Raw genomic sequence first — 25,065 nt, 5'->3', positions numbered from 1 at the left:
ATAAGGAGAAGTAATGACTGTTCAATATGGGCCGGAAATTCATTTCGATGCTATTACCGAACTGTTTCAGAATGCAGGGAACGAAGGGCGTAATTTTTTATATGAGTACGAGGTGTATAACCTCCTTGCGGATTCAGGTGCCGAAACGCCGCCGAAATCGATACTGATTCCACGCGGAGCAAGGCCCTCGGAAGACGAGTTGCTGGCTCTGCCCGGCGAGAAGGTGGTGCTGAAGATAGCCTCACCCACCATCATCCATAAAACCGAGGTGGGTGGTGTTCGTATCGTTGCCAAGGACCCGAACAAGATCCGCTCGGCGCTGAGACGTATGCTGTATGAAGTGCCGGAGAATTATGCTGCCTGGTGCCAGGCGAACCCGGCCGCGGTGCCGGACTCATATCGAGGTTTGAGTGGCGAGGCGCTGCTGGCCGCTATCAGTCGCGATGTGGTGGGTGTGTTGATGGTGCAGTTCATGCCACCTGACTCGGCGGCCTTTGGCAACGAGCTGATCGTGGGCCTCAGGAACACACGGGAATTCGGGATGGTTATCAGTGCCGGGCTTGGTGGCACAGATACCGAGTTGTACGCTGAGCGGTTCCGTAAAGGCCAGGCAATTATTGCTGCTTCCTGCGAGTTGATAGATGGCGAGCATTTCTTTGAACTGTTTCGCAAAACCATCTCCTACAAAAAGCTGGCAGGTCTCACCCGCGGTCAAAGGCGTATCGTCTCCGATGAACAGTTGATCGAATGCTTCAGCTCATTTATCGAGATGGGACGCAGATACTCACCGGTGAACCCGCAGGCGGAGTTCGTCATTGAGGAGATGGAGATAAATCCATACGCCTTTACCGATTTCCTGATGGTGCCGCTGGATGGCATGTGCCGATTCTCCTTACCGAAGAAACTCGGCAATACCAGGCCAGTGGTCAAGATCGACACCTTATTGCATCCCGGCAAGATTGGTCTTGTCGGTGTTTCTGCCACCCGCAAAAACTTTGGCCGCATCATTCTCGACAACATTTTGGCTGAAGGCTATCCTGCAGAAAATGTCGTTATAATTCGAGATGGTGTGGATGAGATTGAGGGTGTGAAATGTTTCCCTGATCTCAAATCGCTGCCGGAGAAGCTCGACCTCTTTGTGGTAGCCATCGGTGCGGACCAGGTGCCTGAGCTGGTTGATGAAGTGATTGCACTCGATGCAGCCAATTCGGTGATGCTCATCCCCGGCGGTATGGGCGAGAATGAGGAAAGTCAGGAGCGGGCCGCAAAAGTTATCGCCAAGATCGACGCGGTACATGGTACAGAGGATGGCGGCCCGGTTTTTCTGGGGGCCAACTGTATGGGGGTGGTCTCACATCCCGGTAATTACGACACCTGGTTCATCCCTGAGGAGAAGTTGCCTGTAAGCCGCAATCAGCCCTACAGACGGGCGGCGTTGGTCAGTCAGTCCGGCGCATTTATGCTGCACCGCTACAGCCAGTGCCCGGAGTTGGCTCCGGCCTATATGGTCTCCATGGGCAACCAGACGGATCTTACCCTTGGCGATATGCTCAAGTACTTCAAGGACTCGGATGAGGTGGACGTGATCGCCGTCTACGCGGAAGGCTTCTCGGATCTCGACGGGCTTGAGTTCTGCAAGGCTGTACGCGGGGCTGTACTCGCAGGCAAGGAAGTGCTGTTTTATAAAGCCGGTCGTACCCCGGAGGGCAAGACAGCCACCAGCGGCCATACCGCCTCACTTGCTGGTGATTATATGGTCTGCGAGAGCTGTGTGCGTCAGGCGGGCGCGATTGTTGCCCGTTCGTTTACTGAGTTTCAGGACCTGTTTCTATTGGCTGAGACTCTCGGGCCAAAGAAGATCATGGGAAACCGGTTGGCTGCGGTGAGCGGTGCTGGCTTTGAGGCGGTGGGCATGGCCGACTCCATCCAGTCCGATGATTTTCAAATGGAACTTGCTTCTTTCTCGCTGCAGACCCAGGCACGACTCGGAGCGCTTTTGAAAGAGAACAGGCTCGATGGCTTGGTCACTGTTAAGAATCCTATGGATATCAACCCATCCGCTAATGACGGGGTGCATGCCTCTATTGTTGAGGTGCTGAGCCAGGATGGTGCGGTGGATGCGATTGTGGTGGGGCTTGACCCGCTTTCACCGGCAGTTCACTCCATCATGAACAGTGATGTCCCTGCTTTTGAGCTGGGTGCAGACAAGGGCATAGTGCAGCTGGTTGCTGAAGTGGTGAAGAAGAGCGAGGTGCCGATTATCGGCGTGGTTGACGGTGGCCGTCTTTATGATCCCATGCGGGATGCTCTGCTTGAACGTGGTGTACCTGTTTTTCCAGTCTGTGATCGAGCTGTTGCTTCTGTCTCTTTGTATATTGAGAGCCGCCTTTATGCAGAGCGGATACGCAATGGAGCTGGGTTGTAAGGTGGGGACTTCAGCTAATGACTTGTACGTATATATGTTAAAAATAAAGAGTATTGATTTACGGGTAATAACTGTTTTTTGCGCCACAGCTGGAATTTTTGCAATTGTACCTGGAGTTTTCGAGACATATCGGCAACTGAATATCGAGTATCCCTATCTGTTGAGTTTTGTGAAATTTGCCTTGCTTGCCACTTTCGGCGAATGTATGGCTCTTCGGATAACCACGGGGAATTACCTGCAGCCGGGGTTTGGTCTGTTGCCGAAAATGCTGGTCTGGGGGATGCTTGGTCTGTTAATAAAGGCCGCGTTTGTGATTTTTGCCACAGGCGCACCGAATGTACTGGCTTCGCTTGGTGTGCAGTTGAACCCTGATGCTATACGTTCAGGATTGTCTTTCCAGAGGTTGTTGTTGGCATTTTCCATAAGCCTGACCATGAATCTGATTTTTGCGCCGGTGTTGATGACCTTGCATAAAATCACAGACACTCACATTCGGCAGGTGGGCGGGAGCTTGCGCGGTTCCATGTCGGCGATTGATATTGCCTCTATTTTGAGAGAAATAGACTGGTCGGTAATGTGGAACTTTGTCTTCAAAAAGACCATCCCATTTTTCTGGGTGCCCGCCCATACTATTACCTTTCTGCTACCTGCAGAGTTTCAGGTATTTTTTGCAGCCATACTGGGAGTGACTCTGGGTCTCATCCTGGCCATCGCAGCTGAGAGGAAGGTCTGTTCCTAAGTGATATTGGAAGCATAGCCTTCATGTTCTGTGCGCTGCCACTCTTTCTTATCAGTTCAGGCTGGGGCAGAGTTTATTGACTCTGCCCCATGTGAATGCGGTGGGAGCCTGGGGCGACCCAGGCTAAGCATTGAGACCTGCAAATGTGAGGGGGAGGAGCCATCTTGGGAGGGACAGGCTCCTCTAATATTTCGTAATACGTAGTGGAAGGAAGTTTTTCCGCTTTTCTCCAGCCGTGAAGTTTTGTTTTCAGGATGAAGAGTAAGGCAGATATATATCAGATCATTACCGCATAAATGCTCATCACTGCTATGACTCCTGCTGTGATAAGGGCCATCTCAAGATACTCATTCATTTCTTTTTTAGATTCGCTACTCATAATATACTCCTTTTCATTTGCTTCAATTGGTTGGTGGGTAACCCGCTCGAACGGCGATCAGCAAATTTCTTAGCGACCGCCATGGTGCTGCACTTTGCTCGAAGCAAGGTTTCTGCGACCAGGGCTTGTTCCTCTCTCAGGCGCATCTGGTTTTGCCTGTATCGAAGGATAAAGCCGTGGCTGATTTCTGGTCCCACAATACGCTGGTAAGACCAGGGAAGCAAGTCCAATCGTACAGCTCTTTGGGGGAAAGTTTAGATTTCTAGCTTACTGAAACTAAGTGAGTAATTTTCATTGCAGAGATCAAAACAAAATTGTATCTTGCTGAATTGCCCAAATTGGCCCTACCAATTTTCGGGCGATTTTGAACCGGTTGGAAGTTTTCTCGTGAAGTTTTTCGGTCGCATATCTCATGCAAATTGCCAGTCAAACTCTATAGAGCATCGTGATCCTAAAAGTTACTTGGCAGGTAGGCTGTCTGAACTTGTGAAAGATGCGGGATAGGGCGGGTTCCTACTTTTTCTCAACTCTGCACATGACACTTCTGTAGCTGGGAGTACCGGTTACTGGACCACGCACTTCATCTTCCGCCGTCCGCCATGGAAATTCTTCGCTGTATCCGAGTTTACGGGCAAGCTCAAAAACGATCTTCCAATCCGGTCACGAGTCACTCACATGATCGATGACCGCGTTCTGCAGGATAACCGGGTTGGCGGACTGCGCGATAATTGCCTCGACAGGATGTGGTTGATGATCGAGAACAGCATCCACCGGACAGCCCTGAACCTGATTTACCGGGTCTCGAAGAACGTATTGAACAGTGCATACTGTTCGGTAACCGGCCATGTTCCGGCCCGCAGGCGGTCTTTTATCTGGATATTTCGAACCGGTACCGGTTGTGGCAGAAGGTCGCCGCCGGCAAGATAGATGTTGCCGGTTAGAGCGCGAAGCCAGGCGATAGAGCGATCGCCTGACATTTTCTTTGAGCGGTGAAGCTTTTCGGCGACACAATTGAGTGCGCTATCCCAACTCACCTCATCAAATTTCCGCCAGGCAGACACAACTCTGTTGTTGATCACCTTTGCCTCGATGGCACAGCACGAAGAGCACTGGCGACACACTGTATCGTATATCATTAATTACCAGGGATTATCTATTGTCAGCGATGTGCGAGGATGTAACAGCTCCGGATGAGTTCGTAATGGTTGGAGTGAGTACGGATCTTCCACCAGACACTCGCCGGGGATGTGACACGCCAGGGGGGAGACAGTGGGCCTTCGTCTTCTGTGAGCATGGAGGCAATGTTCTCTATCCCTTTGCCCGAATATCTTCCTTCGATATGGCCGCCGAGCCACTCCTGCACTGGGGTGCATTCAGTTGACCACGAAAATGGATCGGAGAGGATGAACTGTGCCCACCTGTTCCTGGCTACCCGGTTCATTTCAGCAAGATGTTGAGTGGGAGACGGCACCTTGTCGATCAGGTTCAGTGAAGATATGGAAGAGATAGATTTTGCGCGAAAAGGCAGCGCCAGGGCGTTGGCGACGATGAACTCAACCTTGTCACTTTTCCATCGGCCGGGCAGGATAAAGGTAACTTCTTTACGGAGAAACCCCTCGTCTTTTAAGGAGATGGTCATCTGGCGTTCGTTCATTAACTGTCGGGCAGTCCTGATGAAGGCAACTGAGTTATCAAGCCCTATTGAAAATTCGGCGCGGCCGGTCATTTCAAAAGCGAATCTACCCACAGCACCACCGGCGTCAAGAGCTATTCCTTCATGGGGTTGGAGCTGTTCTGCCCAGACACTATAGGCGTTAGATGCATGCCTGTCGTTGAGTAGCTCACCATAATGACTCCAGAGATACGAGGCAACAAGCTCGTCGGTTTCATACGTATTGTTCTGGCCGGAGCCTTTACTGTCTGGGTCGAGATTGGCGATACCGTCTGAGATGGGGTAGCTCCCCCGGCATTTGAGGCAGCTGAGATTGCCGTCGATAATATCTTCGCTGAGTTCTTCTCGTATCTCAACCTGCAGGCCATGTTCTTCGGGCAGGCATTGCGGGCAGATAAGCAGCTCGAGAAGCTTTTTTTTCATAGCAATCCCTCAGTGTGATTCCTGGTAGCAGCAGAACAACATGAAATACATGCCAACTCTTGCCCAAAGCAATGATCTGATAACTAAAACATGACGAAGAAGGCTAAATTAAAGGAGGTTTCATTAAAAATGATATCGCCATAGAGCGGGGGAGTCAAGATGGTCGGCCAAGGCATCATGGGGAAATAGAAATTTCTTAGAGGGGTGAATAGACAACTACAATTCGCCTGGGAATGATTTGTGAATTGGTAATCTCAATTGATTTTATGGGGTTACCGCGTGAACTGTTTAAGATGACCGTCTTCATCGGCTGGCTTTAATGGTATAGTGAATGTTCCTGAAGAGGTAAGAATAAACTGGGAATTCAACTGGAATTCCAGTGATTGCACCAGCATTGCCGTTTACTGATGAAGTTTATAAAGGGATTGAAACCTCATGACAATGAGACAACTGTTATTATTGCTTTTGCTGCTGGGGGGAATTGCTGCAGGGGGAACAGTGTATCGGCTCAGGCCTGAACTTGTATCAATCGAGACTGCGAAGCGGGTTGTTGACCAGGTGAAGTCTTTATCAATCAAGGAGTATCTACCTGGTCTTGAAAATGTTGATGAAATGGAAATGCAGGGAAAGCACCATGTATATTCGGCTGAAGATGTTGAAAAAGCGACTCAGGAAGTGTTGAAGCAGAAACAGCAGCAGGTCGGGCGCGGGAAGGCGGACATCCGCAAGGTTTTCAGCACCGAAGTTGCTCCTGCAGGGAAAAAGTATCTCTATCAGCTTGAGTTCACGAACGGTACCGGCACCATTGCCGATAAGATATCGTTTGGTGAAGGCATGTTAAGCTACCTGAGTCAAGGCGGAATTAAAGTCACGGTGCCTGAAAGCACGGTGGTGTCGCTGCAGCGAATTGTCATACCGTTGCAGGAGCAGAAAAAAAAGTAACAACGGCTTTTGTGTGTCAGGCAAACCGTGCTGTCAGGTTCGAAAATGTCTCAGGTTTGTATCCATTTCCGAACACATTGATTCAAGGGTAGCCAGTTGGGTGAGCAGCTCTGCTTGGGTCAGGTCTTCAGTTGTTTCAATCTTTTCTTTTAAGGCCAATAGGTTGTGTTGCAATTCATGGTGGGTTTTCTGCAACAGGCCGACTTGGGTATTGAGCGAGGTAACCATCTGGCGAATAGCTATTTCTTCACTTTTCAGGAAATCTTTTTTACGAATTTTTATAAGAGTGGAAAGATCTCCTTCGGCAACGTTGTTGAAAATGGTCCTGAATCTATAGAGGGGGCCGAAAATTTTGTGAAAGATAAAGACCGAGTGCAGACCGAGGATGATGGTGACGATGAGGATGGTGGGCCAGAAGCGTTCATGTAACAGGAGCATCTCAAAGGCTGCTTGCTGTTGCTGTTCGGGAGGCTGGTCTGACACGAGGCTGGTGATTGAAGGCAGGAAGATCATAGCGCCGGAGAGGAGCAAGGCCAGAAGTATGTAAAGAATTATGATTGCGAGTACTTTGTATTGATTCGAGTCGATAATCCAGGTTTTTCTGAACACTCTGAGGGCCATATTGGTTTACCTCTAAATCAAGTCAAAATGATTTGAGATTGCTGGGTAATGAAATAATTGGCTTGTTCTCCCGGGGGGATGGTGGCCTGTTTCGTATCCTGACGAGGCAATGCCTGCTGAATTGTATAGTCAATTGGTTAAAATATCAATTTCGCGTTGATTTTCCCTGCTTTTTGTCGAGGCTGTAATAGTGGCCCCCTCTTGTATGAGGCCTTTCTGAGGGCATGGAAGGCAAAGCGCCTTATCACCAGTCGAGCCAACGGGAACGTTTTAATGTGGGAAAAGTTCGGAAAATCGATATAAGAATTCCAGGGGTAATATCTTTTACCGGGAAGGTTTTACTTCGATTGAACTGCTGGTGGTAGTGGTCATGATTGGCCTGTTGGCAGAATTTGCAATGTTTGCTTACAAAAACCACATCAAGAGGGCGAGGACCATTACGGCGGTCGCTGAATCATGCCACCTGGCTAATGATAGTGATTTGTACTGTGTCGGTGAGGATGAGATGAGTGCCGCAGACATAGACGACGCTGTGAGTCAGGTTGATATTATCCGGGCTGATGGCGGCTCTTTCAAAGGACAGGCGTCAAGGTATTGAAGGGTGATACCGAACACTTCAAAGTAAATTCGCTATCGATTCATCTTATCGAGTTGCAGTGAATTCTTTTTTAGCTCGAAACTGTTACCCTTAACCTCTCACCCCTTACTTCCTAAAGCTGAGCTTCAGGGGGCATCGGATTCATTTTTCATACTTTCCACTTTTCGAATGGGGATTGATATGTTTTTCTCAACCCATGACAGTCATTTCTGAAAAAATCCAGGGAATAGTTCAGCGCGTTACCTACCATAATCCGGTCAACGGGTGGTCTGTGCTTCGGGTGCAGTCCTATCAGAATATGGGAGAGCAGCTGACAGTCACAGTGCACCAGACCAAGGTCTTTGCCGGGGCAACCATGGAGTTCCATGGTTGCTGGACCCATCATCCCCAATATGGCAGGCAGTTTAAGGCGACTGAAGCCATTGAAAAAAAACCTGCTTCGGCAGCAGCTCTGGAAAAGTACCTTGGCTCAGGCCTGATTAAAGGGGTGGGGCCTAAAACAGCAAAGAAGATCGTTGCCCATTTCGGCGATGAGACGCTGCAGGTATTTGAGGGTGAGATTGATCGGCTCACCGAGGTTGGCGGTATCGCCGCCAAAAAATTGGACATGATCAAGCACGCCTGGTCAGAACACCGGATGATCAGGGATGTAATGATATTTCTGCAGGGCCATGGTATTTCAACACTCTTTGCCGTGCGTATTTTCAAAAAATATGGAGACAAAGCCATTGAGACGGTGAGCAGCGACCCATACCGTCTTGCGAACGATTTTTATGGGATCGGTTTTTTCTCGGCGGATAAAGTGGCGCTGAGTATCGGTTTTTCAGAAGATAGCGAAGAGCGTATTATAGCGGCCATCAGACACGTGCTTGCTGCCAGCAGGGAGCAGGGCCATTGCTATCTTACCCGGCAGCAGATCCTGGCCGAAATTGAGGAACTGCTTGGCCTTGATCTTGAGGATCGAATTGATTCGATCCTGCTCAAGATGGAGGAAGAAAACCATCTGAGGCTGAGAAAACTTGCTGAATCTGAGGGGAAAGAAATCTCCTGCTACTATTCGAAATCGCTCTTTTACGATGAAGAAACCGTGGCAGCGAGACTCTCCGCCATGAAGGCCCGGGTACGTGTTGATGAAAAGCGGGTTGAACGCTGGGTTACTGATTACTGTGGAAAGCAGAAGATTCAGCTCAGTGATGAGCAGATGGCAGCGGTGCGCCAGGTGGTGCAGTACCGCTTTGCTATTTTAACAGGTGGTCCGGGTTGTGGAAAAACCACCACCACCCAGGTTATCGTTCATCTGCTTGAGTCCATGGGCAACAGGGTGTTGCTGGCTGCGCCAACGGGCAGGGCCGCCCAGCGTATGGGGGAGGTGATCGGCCGTGAAGCGAAAACCCTGCACAGGCTTCTGGAATGGCAGGGTGGAGCCTTTAAACGTAACGAGGAGCAACCGTTGCAGGCGGATTTCCTGATCGTCGATGAATGCTCGATGCTCGATATATCGCTCACCGCGTCACTGTTAAAAGCGGTGCCGGAAGGTTGTCAGACTCTTTTTATCGGTGATGCCGACCAGCTTCCCTCCGTTGGGGCGGGTAATGTGTTACATGATATCATTGCCTCCGGTGTTGTACCCTGTTTTCGCCTGACCCAGGTGTTCAGGCAAGCGAGGGAATCGAAGATTATCGGCTTTGCCCACCAGATGAACAGTGGCGAGACTCCGATGATTGAGTCGCCGTTTAAGCATCCTGAAGTCTGGAAAGATGGTACCGACTGCATTTTTCTCGACTCAGATGAGCCGACCCAGGAGCAGATGAGTTTCGTTACCAGGGTAAAGAATCAATTCAAGTTGCGGATAAACCAGCTTGAGGGGCTATCAACCAATGAAACTCCATATGACTTCCGCACCGGGGAGGTGATTCATTCTGCCTATGAGAAAGAATTTCAGGTGCCAAAGAAATTTGCCCATGTTGATCTGCAGCAACTTGCCAAAGCCGAAGGTGGCATAGAAGAGCTCAAAAGGGTCTTGAAAAAGGTTCATCCCTGGTCCACCCTGCATTACGGCCTGATGGCTGTAGACACCGTGGTGAAGCTCTATCTGGAATGGATTCCAAAATATTATGGCCGGGAAAGTGAAATTCAGATTCTCTCCCCCATGACCCGCGGCAGCCTCGGGACCAATAATCTCAACAAGGTTATCCAGCAGGCGGCCAACCCTCCAGCCGAAGATAAACCGGAGTTGCAGGTTGGTGAGCGTGTTTTCAGGGTGGGGGACAGGGTCATTCATCGCCGCAACAACTATGATCTCGCGGTCTTCAACGGAGATATCGGCAAAATTATCGAGATAGATACCTATACCCTCAGTTGTGTAGTTGCTTTCTATCCGGACGGCAGGGAGGTACGGTATCAAAGGGAAGATGTTGTCGAGCTGGATCTGGCCTACGCCATAACCATTCACAAATCGCAGGGGAGTGAATTTAAGGTGGTAATTCTGCCGGTTCTGACCCAGCACTTCAAGATGCTTTACCGCAACCTGATTTATACAGGGCTCACCCGGGCGCGCGAGTTGGCGGTTTTCGTCGGAACCAGACGAGCTCTGGCAATGGCAATCCGGCAACAGGATACCAGCAAAAGACAGACCGCTCTGGAAACCCTGCTACGGCAACCAGAGCGTATTCTTACAGTTCGTTCAGCGCATGGGAAAAGGTGAGGTGCTTTTTTAAGCATGTTCTGTTTGGCTCTGCTCCAGCTGGCGGCGGGATCTGATGGCGCGCATGGCCAGCAGAGAGACCCTGTTGGCAAACCAGGTCCTGTTGTCCGGGTCGTGTATCGAAGTCTGTTGCCACCGGCTCAGCGGAGAGTCCTGATCATCACACAGCCCTCCTGAATCTGATTGCCATAACGGGTCACATTCACGGCATTTGCCTGAATCTGTATGACACAGTGGGCAGGAGTTTTTCCAGGGGGTGTCCAGCCTGATTACGTGCTGTATGTAATAGTTCTGGTCATGTGCGGGGTGTGAGCTGAGCCAGGTCCACATTTTCTGAAAATCGTTTAATTCCTGTAGAATTGTCATGGTCATCCCTCCTGAAGTGCTACGTGGTATTGGGCAATACCGTATCGCAGAAAAAAAATCATCTGCCGCGGCATTGCCTATCCGTAGATAGGTGTGGGTATATGATCTATTATACAGGTAAATCCTGCCAATATTCAATTGTTGATCAGGATCGCGGGTAATTTGAGTCGTTACTTTGTGTTAGCTATGAAATCAGAGATTGGAAAATCATCGGGCTGCTGAGGGAACAACTGAAAAAGTTTAAAATTTTCTAAGGTTTCCTTGTCTCGTAGCCTCTGGTACAATAAATCGAATTTTGGGTGAGTGTGCATCGAGGGGAAAGAGATGGTGGATATGCACGCCGGAACGAGGAGAGGTATCTGAAAGGGATGAACAATTCACAGACTCATGGCGCCTATGCCGACGACTATGACGCTCTTAAAAAGAGATTGCGGCATTACCCGCAAATCACCATAGTCTCGACAGAAAAGGAGCCGCCCGAGAAGTACATTATTGAATATAAGCTGTTCGGTTACGGATATAATGATAAAGGCAAGATCGAGGTGCGAAGGCGGCATCGCATCCAGATAGAACTTCCATTTGGCTATCCACATTTCCCGCCAACGGTAAAACCCCTTACCGCCACGTACCATCCAGACGTTGATGAGCAGGCAGTCCGTATCGCTGACCAGTGGCAGAGGAATCAATCGCTGGCCGATCTGGTAATATACATCGCCGATATGATTCGCGGTGAAATATACAGCAGTGATGGCACCTTCAATCAGGAGGCCGCCAGGTTCTATGGGGAAAAGGAAGGTAAACTTCCTCTCGCCGAGCTTAAATATCATATGGACCCGGACAAGGCCGAGAAGAAACGGAGCGAATCCTCCTTTGGGATCGTGTTCAAGCGTCTCGTTCTCACGATGGGCTTGCTGGCCACTCTGGCCGGGGCCGGTGTTTACTATCACGATATGATGTATATCCGTGGTGCGGAAAACTCGGTTAAAGATGGTCGAAAGCTCATGGATCAGCGGCAATTCAGTGAGGCGCTGGAAGGTGCTGAGCGGGCTCTGATTAAACTCGACAGGGTTTTCATGCTTCAGCTCGACAGGGAGGAGCAGGCCAGCAGATTGGCGTCATTCATCGAGTCAACAGAGATACGGGAGGGGCTTGCGGGGAACATTGCCCATAACGGGATCTATTATTCTTTCGCCAAAGCCGACGCTTTGACCGAAATTGACAGCCTGCGAACGACGGCCACCTCCATGATTGCCACAGGAGACCTCAGAGGGGCACTTGCAGAGCTTGATTCTGCAATATTGCTTGCCGAAGAAAATGAATTAAAGACAGAGCTTTCGGAGTTGAAGGGTCTTGCTGCAGAAACGCGTCTTAAGAGGGCACTTGGTGCAGCGAATGAACGCTATAATGAGGGCAAATGGCAGAGCGCAGCTAAATATTATGATGAGGTGGTAAACATCCTCGAGACAGACCGTCGGGTGCTGCCGGAAAATACCATTTCCACCTTAAGTAAGATTAAGAAATTGAGGCTCTTGGCTCGGGTGAATAGTCTCAGGTCAGAGGCTGCCGCAGCGGAGCAGCAGAAAAAATATCAGCAGGCGGCTGATCGTAACAGGTCAATAGTGGTGCTTATCAGCCGCAGCGGCTTCAGTTCCGATAAAGCACTTTCTTCGATGCAGGCAGAGGCCAGAAGAGAAAACGCCCGTCTCCGGGAACAGGCTCAGGTAAACAGTGGCAGTGACTACCTGGTGGAAAATTACAAAGATATCTTTACGAAACATTACCCAGGCCTTGACCGTGGTGGGATTAGGTCTCCTAAGGTACGCTACATGGGGCGATCCGGCGGGAATTATGTCTTTATAATGTCGTGTATAGAGTTGGTGAAGAGAAAGGCTACTGAATACAGACTTTATTATCAGTATGACCCGGGTAATTCCCAATGGAATTTGTATACTGAGAAGAGACTGTAGCGGCGTATTATGGATGTTGATTGAGAGTTGTTCATTGTAGGTGCAAAAATCATCTGTGGTAATGGATTGAGATGTTAGCGAGTGTTATAGGGAGGAGATGATGATAACGGCATCTGATTTTTTGCTTGAGGTGAGCGCACTCCAGGACGAGGTGCGGGCCTTGAATGATATCGCCGACGCCAGGACAGTTGCAGAGGTCGCAGCAAGACTGGAGGCGCTTAACTATGCACCGACGGTGGTGCTGCCTCTTGAGCGCTTCCTGCGGATCAGAAAACTCGAACTGCTGAGTGAGATCGAAAAGATCATCGTGCTCAGTGATGAAGAGGTTTATGAGATGTCGCCCGGTGATCCGCGTTGCTCGATCGAGTGCAAGCTGCGCTATATCGTGGCCCTGGTATATTACTTCAGGCAGCTGGTTCAGCTGAGAAAAGGAAACCCGGACGCCTGGGATGAAGTCGACGAGTTATACGTCCATGATTAAATTTCTCTTATAGAGTGCTGTTGCGGTCGAATTGTATCGGACCGGAAAACAGACCTCTGCAGGAGGAAACATGGGTTTTGCAGAAAAAGTCACTTTCGTGGTTATGAACCTTTGCCGCATAGGCATCGGCATGGTGATGATGTATTCAGGCTGGGAATTGTTGCGCGGAACTGGCTTACTTTCCAACACAGGGTACGATTCCGTGCTCACCGCGCTCTTTGTGATCGGCCTTGGGCTGTATTGTATATTCCGGGGTGGGCCGGCTCAGCTATTTGAGCTGATCCAGCGCCGGCAGGAGAAAGCAGTATCGGAGAAATGAGCCGGTTGAGTGTGCTCCATTTTGCAGATTCTCGCTTGCTTTCGCCCAGCCGTCAGTCTTTTTGGTAAAGTATTGTTCCCTGGCTTGCTTCACGTATTCTTTCCTGAAACAACTCTTCCATACTCTCCGGAATTTCAGCAATAAGCTGTATGTCAGCGGCGTACTCCGCGTCTGCAACTGTACCTTCCACCTCCGAGATCAGGTGTTCAGTTGTTTTAAGTAATGAATAGGGCAGAGTCAGGGCTATCCTGGCATAGTTTATCTTTACTCTTGTGTCCAACTGATCCATGGCGAGTTGAACACTTGAACTGTAGGCCCTGGCCATACCTCCTGTTCCCAGCTTGATGCCACCGAAGTACCGGCTGACCACGGCACAGATCTCACCAATCCCGGAATGATGCAGTACGTTGAACATGGGCTTTCCGGCACAGCCGCGGGGCTCACCATCATCGCTCATACCATACCCGGCAGGGTCGCCGGGGTTACCGGCCACGCAGGCCCAGCAATTATGGTTTGCGTCTGGATGCTTCTCGCTGATACGGCGTATAAACGCATCGGCGTCGGCCTTGGTGGGGCAATGCTCTATATAACAGATGAACTGGCTGCGTTTGACAATCTGTTCAACGACTACCGGGGCCGCCGGGATGGAATAGGGTTTCATGGCATTAACACTTTAAATATGCAGCTTGCCCGAGCGCAGGGCGTGGGCGAGCAGAACACCTGCGACAAATGCCCAGGCCAGGTTCAGAACAAGGGTGAGGCCCAGCATTATCAAGAGAACGAAGAGATCTGCACGTTCCTCAATGTCAATAATGCTCATGCCGAGCTGAACACCGGCAAAGAGGAGTAACACGCCGAGAATCGCCATAGGCAAGAGATGCAGCAAGGCGATGGCATGGGGGCCGAGAAAAATTGCCATCATAATAAACAGGGTGCCGATGACAATATTAGAGCCATGGGTTCGGGCACCAAAGCGGTAGTGGGCGGCAAGCCCTCCGGCACCGTGGCAAAGTGGGATTCCTCCCAGTAAAAAACAGAGACCGGAGGCAAAGGCCATGCTGAGAGTCATTGATCTGTAACTCACCCGTTCTGCTGCCCCCGGAAAGTACTCTTTGGAGAGTTCTGTGGCGGCGACAACGGCATTGCCGAGAGTCATGGGGATCTGCGGCAGCACCAGGGCAAAGAGCGCAAAGCTCAGGTCGATAGAAGAGGGAAAGCCATAGGGCAGAATCTGGGGGAGATAAATGCCGGGCTGGATTTTTATGAGATTTTCGTAGTCACCGAAGCAGAATCCCGCCAGCAGGCCGAGCGAGATCAGGATGATAGCGGCCGGGAAACGTTTGGAGTTCAGCAGGGCCAGGGTTATGAAAAAGCCCACGATACCGAGTAGAAAGCCAACAGGTACAGGGCCAATGTGCTGCAGTCGGAAAAACGGTTCGGCAAGGCCGGTGGCCTGTTGCGAGGCGGAAGTTCCCAGTATAAAGTGAATCCCCTGGTTCATCAGTAGCACGCCAGTCGCAAGCTGCACGCCGCGAACCACAGATTTGGGAATCAGTCTGCCGATATGGGTGATAGCCCCTGTGAGACCTATTATGGCCATGAATATACAGATCAGCAGGGTTGAGCTGCTTACCTGTTGCGCGGTCATGCCCGTGGCTATGGCATAGGCGGCGATCACTTTCATAGGTTGTACGGCAACCGGGATTTTAAAATAATATCCGGCCAGCAGATAAAAGAGTCCTATTGCGAAAAAAGTGCCAACCGCGGAGAGATCATTGACCAGGATCATTCCCATGGTCAACGGCAACAGGGTTCCGAGGTCGCCGAGCGAGCCTGCAATTTCCATACGGTTGAAGCGCATGGTCCGGTAATGCTCTGTTCTGCTTGGTATGGGCGTCATGGTAGTAGAATGCTAAAGCGTAATGAAGCTGATGCCATAAGTTAAATTTAGAAGATTGCGATTTAAAGCATCACTATACAACAAAGTGGTGATCAGGTCAGCATGTTTGCCAGGCTATGCATACTCAAGACGTCAAAATGACAACGATAAACAGGGTGATGGTGTGTGCTATTGATTGCAAAATGCAGCACATTTACGTACTGTAGCAAAAGGATTTGGTATCAAGCGATGTTCAGCCGATTTATAGAACGAGTTGAAGTGGTCTGCCGCAGAGCAGCTCTTGTCGACATGGTCCACAGGGGCGAATCTTCAACACACTATAGAGCTGCTCTTTGGGTATTGTACCCGTATGAAATGTTCAGGCAGTAGGCTTAATATTTTGCAATTACAAAACATGAAAATAGCTTGCTGGTTATTTTCATGAGATATATGTGCGGGAGGGGAAATGTATTTGTGCATAGATTTTGATGGAACCATTGTCGACCATCGATATCCCGATATTGGTGAACCGGTGCCGGGAGCTATCCAGTGGCTGAAGAGGCTTCATAAATGTGGCGGCCGAATAATCCTCTTCACCATGCGCTCGGATCAGGCGGGGAGAATGTTGCTTACGGATGCCGTGGATTATCTGCGGCGTGAAGGGGTTGAGCTGTATGGCATTAACCGAAATCCCGATCAGGATAGCTGGACCGCCAGTCCCAAGGCGTATGGCGAACTTTATATAGATGATGCGGCTTTTGGCTGTCCATTGATCTTTCCGAGAAAATTTGCCCGTCCCTGCGTTGACTGGAAAAAAGTCGGTCCCCAGGTTGAACATATGATCTTGAGCAGAGGCTGAATCCGGCTTTCTCATCAGCCACGGTACACCACCAGCTTATTCGGTGTTTTGGCCGTAAACATAGCCTGCTATAGTTTACGGCCAATAAAAATGAATCCGGCCCTGCCTGAATTGATTAAAAAAAACAGGGGTATGGTTGTTGTCTTTCCCCCCTCAAGTGGGGAGAATGACATTCTGAATACGAGTTACTGATGGTTAAACCAGTGCTGGGTTTTAAGGCAGATACGTACCAGCATCAACATCAGCGGCACCTCGATCAATACACCGACAACCGTGGCAAGGGCTGCACCCGAGGAGAGGCCGAAAAGCATAACCGCAGTAGCGATGGCTACTTCAAAATGGTTTGAAGCACCAATCATCGCAGCGGGTGCCGCATCTTCATAGGAAAGCTTCAAGACCTTCGCCAGGCCGTAACCAAGAGCAAAAATCAGCACAGTCTGGATGAAAAGCGGAATGGCGATCCAGAGAATGGTGAGTGGGTTCTGCAGGATCACTTCGCCTTTGAAAGAAAAGAGCAGCACCAGAGTGGTGAGCAGGGCGATAATGGTGATCGGAGTCAGGACGTGCAGGAACTTTTCATGAAACCACACCTTGCCTTTGGTCTGAATCAGCCACTTTCTTGAGAAATATCCGGCAACCAATGGCAGTGCCACATAGATGGAGATGGAGAGCAGCAATGCCTGCCACGGTACCGGCAGTCTGCCCACGCCAAGAAGAAATCCACCCAGGACACCGTAGAGCAGCAGCATGAGCAGGGAGTTTACCGCAACCATCACCAGGGTGAGGCCGTCGTTTCCGCGTGAGAGATATCCCCAGACCAGAACCATCGCGGTACATGGTGCGATGCCAAGTAGAATGCAGCCTGCAAGATAGCTGCGCCACAGCGGAATTTCGAGCATCTTTAGGCCCTCGTGCATTACCACTGTACCGGCGCCATGAATTGCGCCGACATCAAGATCAAGCCCGAAGGGAATCTTTACCAGATCCGTCGCGGCCTCCCCGATAAAGCCCTTGAGCAAAAAGCCAAGGAAGAAAATGCAGATGGCGTACATGGTGAAAGGTTTTACCGCCCAGTTGATAAAGAGGGTCAGCAGAACCGGCTTGGCACTCTTGCCAGCTTTGACCACTGAGGCAAAGTCGATTTTGACCATGATCGGGTACATCATGAAAAACAGGCAGATGGCGATGGGGATAGAAACCACCGGGGCCCCGTTGACATGGATTGCCATCCCGTCCAGAGTGTGGGCAAAGTCGGGTGCAATCTTGCCAAGCAGGATGCCGCCGACAATACAGGCTCCTACCCAGAGCGTAAGATAACGTTCGAAAATCGAAGTCATCCGACGCTCGTTTGAGTTGTGCTGATCAGTCATTTCCTTTCTCCGTATAGCCCGGCAGGTTGTCAGGCAGAGTCTTGATAAATACTTCTATTTCGTCTCGAACCTTTCGATAACATTCGAGCTTCTGCTCTTTATCTTCAAAGGCCAGGGCCATTTGGGGTGGATCGTTAAAACCCACGTGGATAACCTTGCAGTCACCTCTGAACATGGGGCAGGTCTCGTTGGCATGACCACATACCGTCACCACGTAATCGAATTCAATCTGGCCCAGTTCCTCGACTACTTTTGAGGTGTGGCTTGAGATGTCCACCCCCTTTTCCGCCATAACAGCCACGGCATTCTCATTTAAGCCGTGACATTCTATTCCTGCCGAAAAGGCGTTCATCCTGTCACTTTTCAGGTGACGGGCAAAGCCCTCAGCCATCTGGCTTCGGCAGGAATTTCCCGTACAGAGAAACAGGACATTCGGTTTGTTAACGGGCACGCTATTTATCCTCCTTTCCTTCTTCAGACGGTACGGGGCAACATTCCGTCCCTCGTTGCTTTCTGCATATATCTTCAGGGTCAAGGGCGAGAATCGCAGTCAGTGCCTCTCTGTCCCTTTGTATCTGCTCCGTTGACTCGAGCTGGGACGATAGCCAGGTGATCATCGTCTGGTGCTCCTGATCTTCTTTGAGGCGAAAATAGGCCCATTTGCCGACATTCCTGCTCTCGACTATTGCAGATCGCTGCAAAACCCCAAGATGTCGGGAAATCGTTGCACCGCTCACCTCAAGCAATTCGGTGATCTGGCAGGGACAGAGTTCGCCTGCATGCTGCAGCGCCATCAGGATTCTCATCCTGTTACCATCTGCAAATGCCTTGGTTAGTGTGATTATGTTTTCAATCATTGTATTAGAACCTCATTTAGCTGACCGGCTAAATGATAGTGGTGCGGTGCCACATCTGTCAATTAAAATGTAGGCAAAGGGGTGGGCGCTAACCAAAAAATAATAGAGAGGGAAGGGTGTTACAGGACCTGAAAAGCCCTGTGCAAGAGAACTAGCACAGGGCTCGGGGAGGGAAGAATGAACTACTGTTTTACAGGGGATTTTTACAGATAGAGCCAGAGGAAAAATATAGGCAGGGCGATTCCGGCCCCGGTCAGCCAGGCGCCTCTGCCGCGTAGGCCTTTTTTACCACGCAGTATAAAAAGCCCGGTGACGGCAACGATCATCAGCGCCAGCGCATAGAGATCAGCTACCCAGGTCCAGAGCTTTTTGGCATGATTGATATGCAGAAAATTCATCTGGTACAGCCCTTTTCTCGGTTGGTTCTTTTCCTCGAAAACTTCTCCGCTGCGAAGGTTGACAGTAATGTTGTTGTTTACCACGAAAATCTGCAGAGTCGTATCGTCTGTCTGATAGCTTCCCTTGATTTCGCCACTCTCTTTGAGTTGGGTCAGTATGTTCCTGATTAAACCATCACCGGTCAGTCCGACTAAGGGGGCAGGGTTGATGGTAGATTGAATTCGTTCAATCCGGTAATTGGGATTCCAGTCTGCAATATGATTTACCGCAATTCCCGAAATCGCATAGATAATGGTGAGTCCAAAGCAGAGGTAGCCGAGATCCCGGTGGATTATGTTGTTCCAGCGACGCCATTTCATATGGGGCACCGGTTATTCGTTAATTTCAGCGCCAAGGCCGATCAGGCGGATAAAGCGTGTTCCTTCATCAATCGAGGCGGGGTCGAATGGTTTACCTTTTTCCTCTGCAAGATGTTGCTGGTACTTGATGAGCTCTTCCCGGGAAAGTTTCACCTCGTCTACAATACCTTCTATAATGCCAACCCGGCCGGTAGCACTCATGGGAAAGACGATTTCACCATCGGTGACCTTTACCTGGATCTTTTCATTGGGGCGATCTCCTGCCACATAAATCCAGCAGCCTCGTTTGGCGCACACTTCGATTATAAGGCCCTCAACTCTTACTATTTTGCCGAGATATTCGTCAGGTGCATCGAGAATTCTAGAGATGGCGGTGGATTCGCCTTCGCTGATACCATTTCCATAGGTTTTGGCAAAGGCCTGACCGGTGAAAAGCAGGGTGGCAGCCAGAAAAAGCAGGGTGATTCTCTTCATGTGTTATCTCCTGATAGGTTGAGTTGCAGACAAAACAGATCGGTGGTATCGAGCAAAATTGTCATTGGTTCGGGCAAAGTCGCAGCTGATGGTTCTGGCTCAATGCCGGTATGAAATTCAGGTTATTATCTGTGTTGCCGATACAAATCCCGTACCGGATTGCCACAACGTGATATTAATGAAGTGTTTTTGAAGAATAGACCGATAAATCAGGAGAATAAGGTGCAGGAAGTGTGTGCAGGTATCGGTGGGGAAGTGCCGGCGGATGGGCAGGATGGGTGCTGCGCTCGACAAAATTGTCGAGCGCAGCAGTTCAATGTCGAATGTGCGGATGAAAAGTGCGTCAGACTGAAAAAAGAGAGATTGGGGCATCAGCCCTGTTTTTTCTTTCTGCGCTTGCGCTTGCTCTTTTTCTTTTTAATCGGCTTTGGTCGTTTAGGGCGTTTTTTAGAGCCCTTTTTGCTGATTTTGCCAGGCCTTGGGGCAGAGGGATCCTGGCTTTTGCGTGCAGAGGTATCGGTAGACTCTGGGGTTGCTTCGGCGCCATCCGGGGCAATCGCTTTCTGAGCTTCAGCTGCTTTTTCAGGCGCTGCATTCAATGACACCGGCTCGCTGTCGGCAGCCTTTTTTAGAACGTCTGCGGGAAACATCTCCATACCTTTTTCTTTAAAACGCTTAACGAGGTAGCGGATCTGACCGATGCTCAGTCCTGACTGCTCGGCGGTTTCAGCCTGGGTCGTGCCCTGATCGAGCAGGATAAGGGCGGCGGCGCGCTGACTGACGTCAGGGGCGTTCAATCTGCTGAGTTTGGCACAAACGATCTGGTGGTCCGGGGAAAGAAGCAGACCTGCGGAGTTTGAGGATGAAGATTGTAATGTCATGACTATTGTTATCCTGATGTATTAAAAAAAGCGGGTAGAAATGAAACTGTCTGCTCGTCGAGTCAGCTAAATACGTTCGGGAACGTACAATTATTTCATGAGATATTCAAGGCTGATAGTTGTTTCACTGACTCTCTGCAATAATCTCAGAGGGCTGATACTCTGATTGAAAACCACCGCTAAATACACTTTGAGCAAGATATTTCTGGTAAAAAATGCTATGTTGAGATGTTTTTCTGCAGCTAAGATGTTACTCACCAGCAAAGCTGAAGTATCTTCACTTTAAAAACCATCTCCCGCAGTCCAAACCAGTCTGGGAAAATTGTTGTAACTGCAGGAATACCTCCAAATAAAAGGATGCGAAAATGAGTGTGAAAATCACACGTTTGTATCGGAAGATTGACGATAGCCGGGCCTACTGTTTTAACATAGAATCCAGCCGCGAGTTAACGGATGAAGAAGTGCTACGGGTACGCTTGATCCTGGCCGATGGCTTTCTGGCGGAGACTGTCTCCACCTCTCCGGTTCTGGCGGGTGACCGTGTTGTCGAGCTTGGACCGCGCATGAATTTCGCCACCGCCTGGTCGTCGAATATGGTTTCCATTTGCAGGGCGACCGGCCTTGACATTATTACCAGGGTTGAGAGATCCCGCCGTTACATTGTGCCGGAGGGCCAGGATATCCAGCAGTTTATCGACGCCAATCATGACCGGATGACCGAGTGTCATTACCCGGAGCCGCTGGCAAGCTTTGAGACAGGCGTGGATCCGGAACAGGTATACGATGTAGACCTGATCAGCGAGGGGCCTGACGGCCTGCTGAATATTCCGGGTATTTCCATGGATGAATGGGATCGCAACCTCTACTACGATTATTTCGTGGGCAGACTGAAGCGTAACCCGACCATCGTTGAGATCATGGATCTCAATAACGCCAACTCTGAACACTCACGCCACGGTTACTTCAAGGGTAAGCAGGTAATCGATGGCGAAGAGTATCCGGATACTCTCTTTGATCTGGTGGTCGATACCTTAAAGGCCAACCCGAAAGGTTCCTCCATTGCTTTTAAAGATAACTCCAGCGCCATCAAGGGCTACGAAATCACCACATTGCATCCGGTTGAGCCTGGTAAGCCCTCTCCATTTAAAAAAGTAAATGCGACCTATAATCCGTTGCTCACCGCCGAGACCCATAACTTCCCCACCGGCGTGGCACCGTTCCCGGGTGCCGAGACAGGAACGGGTGGCCGTATCCGCGACGTATTGGGTACGGGCAAAGGGGCCTATGTCGTGGCAGGAACTGCGGCCTACTGCGTCGGTAATCTCAATATTCCAGGATACCCTCTCAGCTGGGAAGACGATGCACCGGTCCCTAATAACCTCGCCGGTCCGCTGGAGATTATGATCGAGGCGAGTAACGGTGCCTCCGATTATGGTAATAAGTTCGGTGAGCCGGTGATCCAGGGTTTCGCCCGTTCGTTTGATATGCGTCTTGATAACGGGGAGCGCTGGGGCTTTTTGAAGCCGATCATGTTCACCGCCGGTATCGGCCAGATTGATGATCGCCACTCCGAGAAGGAAAAAGAAGAAAAAGGCATGCTCATCGTGCAGGTGGGTGGCCCGGCCTATCGAGTCGGTTTCGGTGGTGGCGCGGCTTCTTCGATGATGCAGGGTGAAAACGAGTCCGAGCTCGATTTCGATGCCGTCCAGCGTGGTGACGCTGAGATGGAGCAGAAGATGAGCCGTGTCATTCGTGCCTGTAACGAGATGGGTGACAAGACCCTGATCGACGTCATGCACGACCAGGGCGCAGGTGGTCCCGCCAACGTAATGAAAGAGCTGGTTGAGAATTCCGGCGGTCGGGTTGAGATTAGAAACGTTCGGGTGGGTGATCCCACCATGTCTGTGCTGGAAATCTATGTTGCCGAATACCAGGAGCGCTGCGGGCTCTTGATTCGTCCTGAGAATATTGAGGAATTTAAGAGGATTTGCGCTCGTGAGAAGGTTGGTTGCGAAGTGCTGGGCGAAGTGACCGGCGATCTGAGATTCGTGGTACATGATTCCAACGATGGTTCTACTCCGGTGGATATCCATCTGGATGCCCTGCTGGGTGAAATACCCCAGAAGACCTTTACCGATAACCGTACCAGGATCGCTTCCAATCCTGTTGAGCTGCCGGCAGACCTCACCGTACGTGATGCACTGGACAAGGTGCTGCGTCTGGTATCGGTTGGTTCCAAGCGTTTTCTCACCAACAAGGTGGATCGTGCGGTAACCGGCCTTATTGCCCAGCAGCAGTGCTGTGGCCCGCTGCAGCTGACCGTGGCCGATGTGGCAGTTGTGGCCCAGAGTCATCTCGGTAAAACCGGTATTGCCACTGCGATCGGTGAGCAATCGATCAAGATGCTTGTCGACCCTGCGGCAGGTGCCAGAATGGCGGTTGGTGAGGTTATGACCAACCTGGTATGGGCCAAAATTGATGCAATCGACCAGGTGAAATGTTCAGCCAACTGGATGTGGGCACCGAAACTGCCGGGCGAGGGTGCGGCCATCTATGATGCTGCCAAAGCCATGCGCGACGCCATGATCGAGGTGGGTATCGCGGTCGATGGAGGCAAAGACAGTCTTTCAATGGCCACCATGGTCGGTGAAGAGACTGTAAAATCTCCGCGTGAACTCACCATTTCCGTTTACGCCACCATGCCGGATATCACCGCCAAGGTGACACCGGATATCAAGAACCCAGGCAATTCCGTACTGCTGTTCATCGATCCGACCGGAGGCAAAAATCGCCTGGGCGGTTCAGCTCTGGCCCATGTCCATCGCCAGCTTGGTGCGGACAGCCCCGATGTGGAAAACCCTGCAGGTCTGAAGGCGGCTTTTAATGCGGTGCAGCAGATGATTGCGGCAAAACTCATCAGTGCCGGTCACGATAGGAGTGATGGCGGTCTTATCACCACCATGCTCGAGATGGCTTTCGCCGGTAACTGCGGTATTGATATCGATCTGGCAACGGAGTCTGGTGCCATCGAAGCGCTCTTCTCAGAAGAGGTCGGTATGGTGGTTGAGTGCAACGACGCAAATCTTGCGGCTGTACAGCAGTTGCTTGAAACTGCCGGTGTCGCCAATGCGGTGCTCGGTAACACCACAACTGAAAAGCAGATCAAGGTTGCGGTTAATGGTGGTTCAGTTCTTGCTGAAGAGATGGTTGTGCTGCGTGGCCTCTGGGAAGAGACCAGTTACCAGCTCGAGCGTCTGCAGGCCAATGTGAACTGTGTAGAGCAGGAAAAGTGCAATATCTACGATCGTAAAGGTCCAGGCTATGTACTGCCATTTGAGCCCACTGCGACTCCGGTTGAGCGACTTGAGGCTGGTGATAAGCCGAAGGTAGCTATCTTGCGTGATGAGGGTTCCAATTCAGATCGCGAGATGACCAGTGCCTTTTACGCCGCAGGGTTCGAGCCCTGGGATATCTGCATGAATGACCTGCTGGCCGGCACCATCGACCTCGCAGAGTTCAGAGGCCTCGCTGCAGTAGGCGGCTTCTCCTACGCCGATGTGCCCGATTCCGCCAAGGGCTGGGCAGCCACCATCCGCTTTAACGAGCGTCTGCAGAAGATGTTCAGGGATTTCTATAACCGCGAAGATACCTTTACCCTCGGTATCTGTAACGGCTGTCAGCTCTTCGGCCTGCTTGGCTGGGTGCCTGAGCTTGATATCCCGGCGGAGAAGCAGCCGCGCTTCATTCATAATGAGTCAGGTCGTTTCGAGTCCCGCTGGGCCACCGTGAAAGTGCAGGAGTCCAATGCCATGATGCTGCAAGGCATGGAAGGAACCGTTTTCGGAATCCATGTCGACCATGGCGAAGGAAAGCTCCACTTCCCGGATGCTGAGATCATGGATAAGGTCAAGGCAAACAATATGACCCCGATGGTCTATGTGGATGACGAAGGTAACGCTACCGAGAGCTATCCGTTCAACCCCAACGGCTCACCGGAAGGTCTGGCAGGACTCTGCTCTGCCGACGGCCGCCACCTGGCGCTGATGCCGCATCCTGAGCGTGTTTTCCTTTCATGGCAGGCACATTATTTGCCCGAGGGACTGAAGCATCTTGAAGTTACTCCATGGATGAAGATGTTCCAGAACGCCTATGAGTGGTGCATGAAATAAGAGAAGGCACCCTGAGGAATAAAAAGAAAGGCGCATCCCGGCTTCGGGTATGCGCCTTTCTTTTTGCCTGTTGAGCAGAACAAAGAGGTGACTGGATAGTTTGTTGCTGTTACAGAACCTCTACTTTTCTTCCAGCAGGAGAACTCCCCCGGTCGAGTGAGTCAGACCGGGGATGGGCAGCT

Annotated in this window: 22 protein-coding genes; 10 read left to right on the top strand and 12 right to left on the bottom strand. The window is 50.7% G+C overall.

All coding sequences use genetic code 11. The features are described 5' to 3' along the window. Positions 1 to 13: 13 nt before the first annotated feature. Together ACN5NT_RS05195 and ACN5NT_RS05190 are read left to right on the top strand one after the other, a co-directional pair. Complete coding sequence (locus tag ACN5NT_RS05195) at positions 14 to 2,425, top strand: acetate--CoA ligase family protein (protein WP_419174719.1); 2,412 nt, start codon at positions 14 to 16, stop codon at positions 2,423 to 2,425. 34 nt (positions 2,426 to 2,459) lie between these two features. Next, a complete protein-coding gene (locus tag ACN5NT_RS05190; protein ID WP_419174718.1) occupies positions 2,460 to 3,164 on the top strand; it encodes a hypothetical protein in 705 nt (234 codons plus the stop codon). Between the two features lie 1,170 nt (positions 3,165 to 4,334). Here ACN5NT_RS05190 and ACN5NT_RS05185 read toward each other — a convergent pair. Both ACN5NT_RS05185 and ACN5NT_RS05180 read right to left on the bottom strand, forming a co-directional pair. Then, positions 4,335 to 4,679, bottom strand: a complete 345-nt coding sequence (locus ACN5NT_RS05185) for a hypothetical protein (RefSeq protein ID WP_419174717.1) — start codon at positions 4,677 to 4,679, stop codon at positions 4,335 to 4,337. A 23-nt stretch (positions 4,680 to 4,702) separates the two neighbouring features. Next, on the bottom strand, positions 4,703 to 5,638 hold the full coding sequence (locus tag ACN5NT_RS05180; protein WP_419174716.1) for a methyltransferase domain-containing protein: 936 nt from the start codon (positions 5,636 to 5,638) through the stop codon (positions 4,703 to 4,705). A 435-nt stretch (positions 5,639 to 6,073) separates the two neighbouring features. Between ACN5NT_RS05180 and ACN5NT_RS05175 the strand changes: the two genes are divergently transcribed. Next, positions 6,074 to 6,580, top strand: coding sequence for a hypothetical protein (locus ACN5NT_RS05175; RefSeq protein ID WP_419174715.1), 507 nt, complete (start codon positions 6,074 to 6,076; stop codon positions 6,578 to 6,580). 33 nt (positions 6,581 to 6,613) lie between these two features. Here the strand turns inward: ACN5NT_RS05175 and ACN5NT_RS05170 are convergent, their stop codons facing one another. Further along, positions 6,614 to 7,201 carry a methyl-accepting chemotaxis protein gene (locus ACN5NT_RS05170; RefSeq protein WP_136795507.1) on the bottom strand — a complete coding sequence of 196 codons (588 nt, stop codon included), beginning with the start codon at positions 7,199 to 7,201 and terminating at the stop codon, positions 6,614 to 6,616. Positions 7,202 to 7,598: 397 nt separating this feature from the next. On the opposite strand from ACN5NT_RS05170, the gene ACN5NT_RS05165 reads away from it, so the two are divergent. Both ACN5NT_RS05165 and ACN5NT_RS05160 read left to right on the top strand, forming a co-directional pair. After that, positions 7,599 to 7,799, top strand: a complete 201-nt coding sequence (locus ACN5NT_RS05165; RefSeq protein WP_419174714.1) for a hypothetical protein — start codon at positions 7,599 to 7,601, stop codon at positions 7,797 to 7,799. Between the two features lie 196 nt (positions 7,800 to 7,995). Beyond that, positions 7,996 to 10,503 (top strand): AAA family ATPase, encoded by a 2,508-nt coding sequence (locus tag ACN5NT_RS05160; RefSeq protein ID WP_419174713.1) that lies wholly within the window; start codon positions 7,996 to 7,998, stop codon positions 10,501 to 10,503. Positions 10,504 to 10,512: 9 nt separating this feature from the next. On the opposite strand, the gene ACN5NT_RS05155 is transcribed toward ACN5NT_RS05160, so the two are convergent. Beyond that, positions 10,513 to 10,869 (bottom strand): hypothetical protein, encoded by a 357-nt coding sequence (locus ACN5NT_RS05155; RefSeq protein ID WP_419174712.1) that lies wholly within the window; start codon positions 10,867 to 10,869, stop codon positions 10,513 to 10,515. A 368-nt stretch (positions 10,870 to 11,237) separates the two neighbouring features. Between ACN5NT_RS05155 and ACN5NT_RS05150 the strand changes: the two genes are divergently transcribed. The 3 genes from ACN5NT_RS05150 (at position 11,238) to ACN5NT_RS05140 (ending at position 13,636) form a co-directional block, all read left to right on the top strand. Next, a complete protein-coding gene (locus ACN5NT_RS05150) occupies positions 11,238 to 12,836 on the top strand; it encodes a ubiquitin-conjugating enzyme E2 (protein ID WP_419174711.1) in 1,599 nt (532 codons plus the stop codon). 100 nt (positions 12,837 to 12,936) lie between these two features. Beyond that, complete coding sequence (locus ACN5NT_RS05145) at positions 12,937 to 13,317, top strand: hypothetical protein (protein ID WP_419174710.1); 381 nt, start codon at positions 12,937 to 12,939, stop codon at positions 13,315 to 13,317. A 70-nt stretch (positions 13,318 to 13,387) separates the two neighbouring features. Further along, complete coding sequence (locus ACN5NT_RS05140) at positions 13,388 to 13,636, top strand: hypothetical protein (protein ID WP_419174709.1); 249 nt, start codon at positions 13,388 to 13,390, stop codon at positions 13,634 to 13,636. Between the two features lie 52 nt (positions 13,637 to 13,688). Here ACN5NT_RS05140 and ACN5NT_RS05135 read toward each other — a convergent pair whose 3' ends face one another. Together ACN5NT_RS05135 and ACN5NT_RS05130 are read right to left on the bottom strand one after the other, a co-directional pair. After that, positions 13,689 to 14,297, bottom strand: a complete 609-nt coding sequence (locus ACN5NT_RS05135) for a YigZ family protein (RefSeq protein ID WP_419174708.1) — start codon at positions 14,295 to 14,297, stop codon at positions 13,689 to 13,691. A 12-nt stretch (positions 14,298 to 14,309) separates the two neighbouring features. Beyond that, the gene (locus ACN5NT_RS05130) at positions 14,310 to 15,536 is read right to left on the bottom strand and encodes a putative sulfate/molybdate transporter (RefSeq protein ID WP_419174707.1); all 1,227 of its coding nucleotides are present in this window, start codon (positions 15,534 to 15,536) and stop codon (positions 14,310 to 14,312) included. A gap of 445 nt (positions 15,537 to 15,981) precedes the next feature. Between ACN5NT_RS05130 and ACN5NT_RS05125 the strand changes: the two genes are divergently transcribed. Further along, complete coding sequence (locus ACN5NT_RS05125; RefSeq protein WP_419174706.1) at positions 15,982 to 16,374, top strand: hypothetical protein; 393 nt, start codon at positions 15,982 to 15,984, stop codon at positions 16,372 to 16,374. 185 nt (positions 16,375 to 16,559) lie between these two features. Here ACN5NT_RS05125 and arsB read toward each other — a convergent pair whose 3' ends face one another. From arsB to ACN5NT_RS05095, 6 genes are all read right to left on the bottom strand, one after another. Further along, positions 16,560 to 17,744 carry an ACR3 family arsenite efflux transporter gene (arsB, locus tag ACN5NT_RS05120; protein ID WP_136795498.1) on the bottom strand — a complete coding sequence of 395 codons (1,185 nt, stop codon included), beginning with the start codon at positions 17,742 to 17,744 and terminating at the stop codon, positions 16,560 to 16,562. Further along, on the bottom strand, positions 17,737 to 18,195 hold the full coding sequence (locus tag ACN5NT_RS05115) for an arsenate reductase ArsC (protein ID WP_419174705.1): 459 nt from the start codon (positions 18,193 to 18,195) through the stop codon (positions 17,737 to 17,739). Before ACN5NT_RS05115 ends, arsB begins: the two co-directional genes overlap by 8 nt. Position 18,196: 1 nt before the next feature. Further along, positions 18,197 to 18,601 (bottom strand): ArsR/SmtB family transcription factor, encoded by a 405-nt coding sequence (locus ACN5NT_RS05110; protein WP_136795497.1) that lies wholly within the window; start codon positions 18,599 to 18,601, stop codon positions 18,197 to 18,199. Positions 18,602 to 18,804: 203 nt separating this feature from the next. Next, complete coding sequence (locus ACN5NT_RS05105) at positions 18,805 to 19,359, bottom strand: PepSY-associated TM helix domain-containing protein (RefSeq protein WP_136795496.1); 555 nt, start codon at positions 19,357 to 19,359, stop codon at positions 18,805 to 18,807. A gap of 12 nt (positions 19,360 to 19,371) precedes the next feature. Then, positions 19,372 to 19,833 (bottom strand): DUF4920 domain-containing protein, encoded by a 462-nt coding sequence (locus ACN5NT_RS05100; RefSeq protein WP_419174704.1) that lies wholly within the window; start codon positions 19,831 to 19,833, stop codon positions 19,372 to 19,374. A 371-nt stretch (positions 19,834 to 20,204) separates the two neighbouring features. Continuing rightward, positions 20,205 to 20,714: a helix-turn-helix domain-containing protein gene (locus tag ACN5NT_RS05095; RefSeq protein WP_419174703.1), complete on the bottom strand. Its 510-nt coding sequence runs from the start codon at positions 20,712 to 20,714 to the stop codon at positions 20,205 to 20,207. A 365-nt stretch (positions 20,715 to 21,079) separates the two neighbouring features. Here ACN5NT_RS05095 and purL point away from each other — a divergent pair, with 365 nt between their 5' ends. Then, positions 21,080 to 24,883 (top strand): phosphoribosylformylglycinamidine synthase, encoded by a 3,804-nt coding sequence (gene purL / locus ACN5NT_RS05090; protein WP_419174702.1) that lies wholly within the window; start codon positions 21,080 to 21,082, stop codon positions 24,881 to 24,883. Positions 24,884 to 25,065 lie beyond the last annotated feature (182 nt).

This window comes from Desulfosediminicola sp., assembly GCF_048381775.1.
Lineage (GTDB): Bacteria > Desulfobacterota > Desulfobulbia > Desulfobulbales > Desulfocapsaceae > Desulfopila > Desulfopila ganghwensis.
Note: the sequence above shows the minus strand (reverse complement) of the source record. Positions and strands in the feature narration are given on the sequence as shown.

Coding starts and splice junctions, on each gene's coding strand:
- ACN5NT_RS05110 (WP_136795497.1), bottom strand. CDS start 18,601: ATGATTGAAAACATAATCACACTAACCAAGGCATTTGCAGATGGTAAC.
- ACN5NT_RS05145 (WP_419174710.1), top strand. CDS start 12,937: ATGATAACGGCATCTGATTTTTTGCTTGAGGTGAGCGCACTCCAGGAC.
- ACN5NT_RS05135 (WP_419174708.1), bottom strand. CDS start 14,297: ATGAAACCCTATTCCATCCCGGCGGCCCCGGTAGTCGTTGAACAGATT.
- ACN5NT_RS05165 (WP_419174714.1), top strand. CDS start 7,599: ATGTTTGCTTACAAAAACCACATCAAGAGGGCGAGGACCATTACGGCG.
- ACN5NT_RS05140 (WP_419174709.1), top strand. CDS start 13,388: ATGGGTTTTGCAGAAAAAGTCACTTTCGTGGTTATGAACCTTTGCCGC.
- ACN5NT_RS05190 (WP_419174718.1), top strand. CDS start 2,460: ATGTTAAAAATAAAGAGTATTGATTTACGGGTAATAACTGTTTTTTGC.
- purL (WP_419174702.1), top strand. CDS start 21,080: ATGAGTGTGAAAATCACACGTTTGTATCGGAAGATTGACGATAGCCGG.
- ACN5NT_RS05095 (WP_419174703.1), bottom strand. CDS start 20,714: ATGACATTACAATCTTCATCCTCAAACTCCGCAGGTCTGCTTCTTTCC.
- ACN5NT_RS05150 (WP_419174711.1), top strand. CDS start 11,238: ATGAACAATTCACAGACTCATGGCGCCTATGCCGACGACTATGACGCT.
- ACN5NT_RS05175 (WP_419174715.1), top strand. CDS start 6,074: ATGACAATGAGACAACTGTTATTATTGCTTTTGCTGCTGGGGGGAATT.
- ACN5NT_RS05130 (WP_419174707.1), bottom strand. CDS start 15,536: ATGACGCCCATACCAAGCAGAACAGAGCATTACCGGACCATGCGCTTC.
- ACN5NT_RS05195 (WP_419174719.1), top strand. CDS start 14: ATGACTGTTCAATATGGGCCGGAAATTCATTTCGATGCTATTACCGAA.
- ACN5NT_RS05100 (WP_419174704.1), bottom strand. CDS start 19,833: ATGAAGAGAATCACCCTGCTTTTTCTGGCTGCCACCCTGCTTTTCACC.
- ACN5NT_RS05125 (WP_419174706.1), top strand. CDS start 15,982: ATGTATTTGTGCATAGATTTTGATGGAACCATTGTCGACCATCGATAT.
- ACN5NT_RS05160 (WP_419174713.1), top strand. CDS start 7,996: ATGACAGTCATTTCTGAAAAAATCCAGGGAATAGTTCAGCGCGTTACC.
- ACN5NT_RS05105 (WP_136795496.1), bottom strand. CDS start 19,359: ATGAAATGGCGTCGCTGGAACAACATAATCCACCGGGATCTCGGCTAC.
- ACN5NT_RS05155 (WP_419174712.1), bottom strand. CDS start 10,869: ATGACAATTCTACAGGAATTAAACGATTTTCAGAAAATGTGGACCTGG.
- arsB (WP_136795498.1), bottom strand. CDS start 17,744: ATGACTGATCAGCACAACTCAAACGAGCGTCGGATGACTTCGATTTTC.
- ACN5NT_RS05185 (WP_419174717.1), bottom strand. CDS start 4,679: ATGATATACGATACAGTGTGTCGCCAGTGCTCTTCGTGCTGTGCCATC.
- ACN5NT_RS05170 (WP_136795507.1), bottom strand. CDS start 7,201: ATGGCCCTCAGAGTGTTCAGAAAAACCTGGATTATCGACTCGAATCAA.
- ACN5NT_RS05180 (WP_419174716.1), bottom strand. CDS start 5,638: ATGAAAAAAAAGCTTCTCGAGCTGCTTATCTGCCCGCAATGCCTGCCC.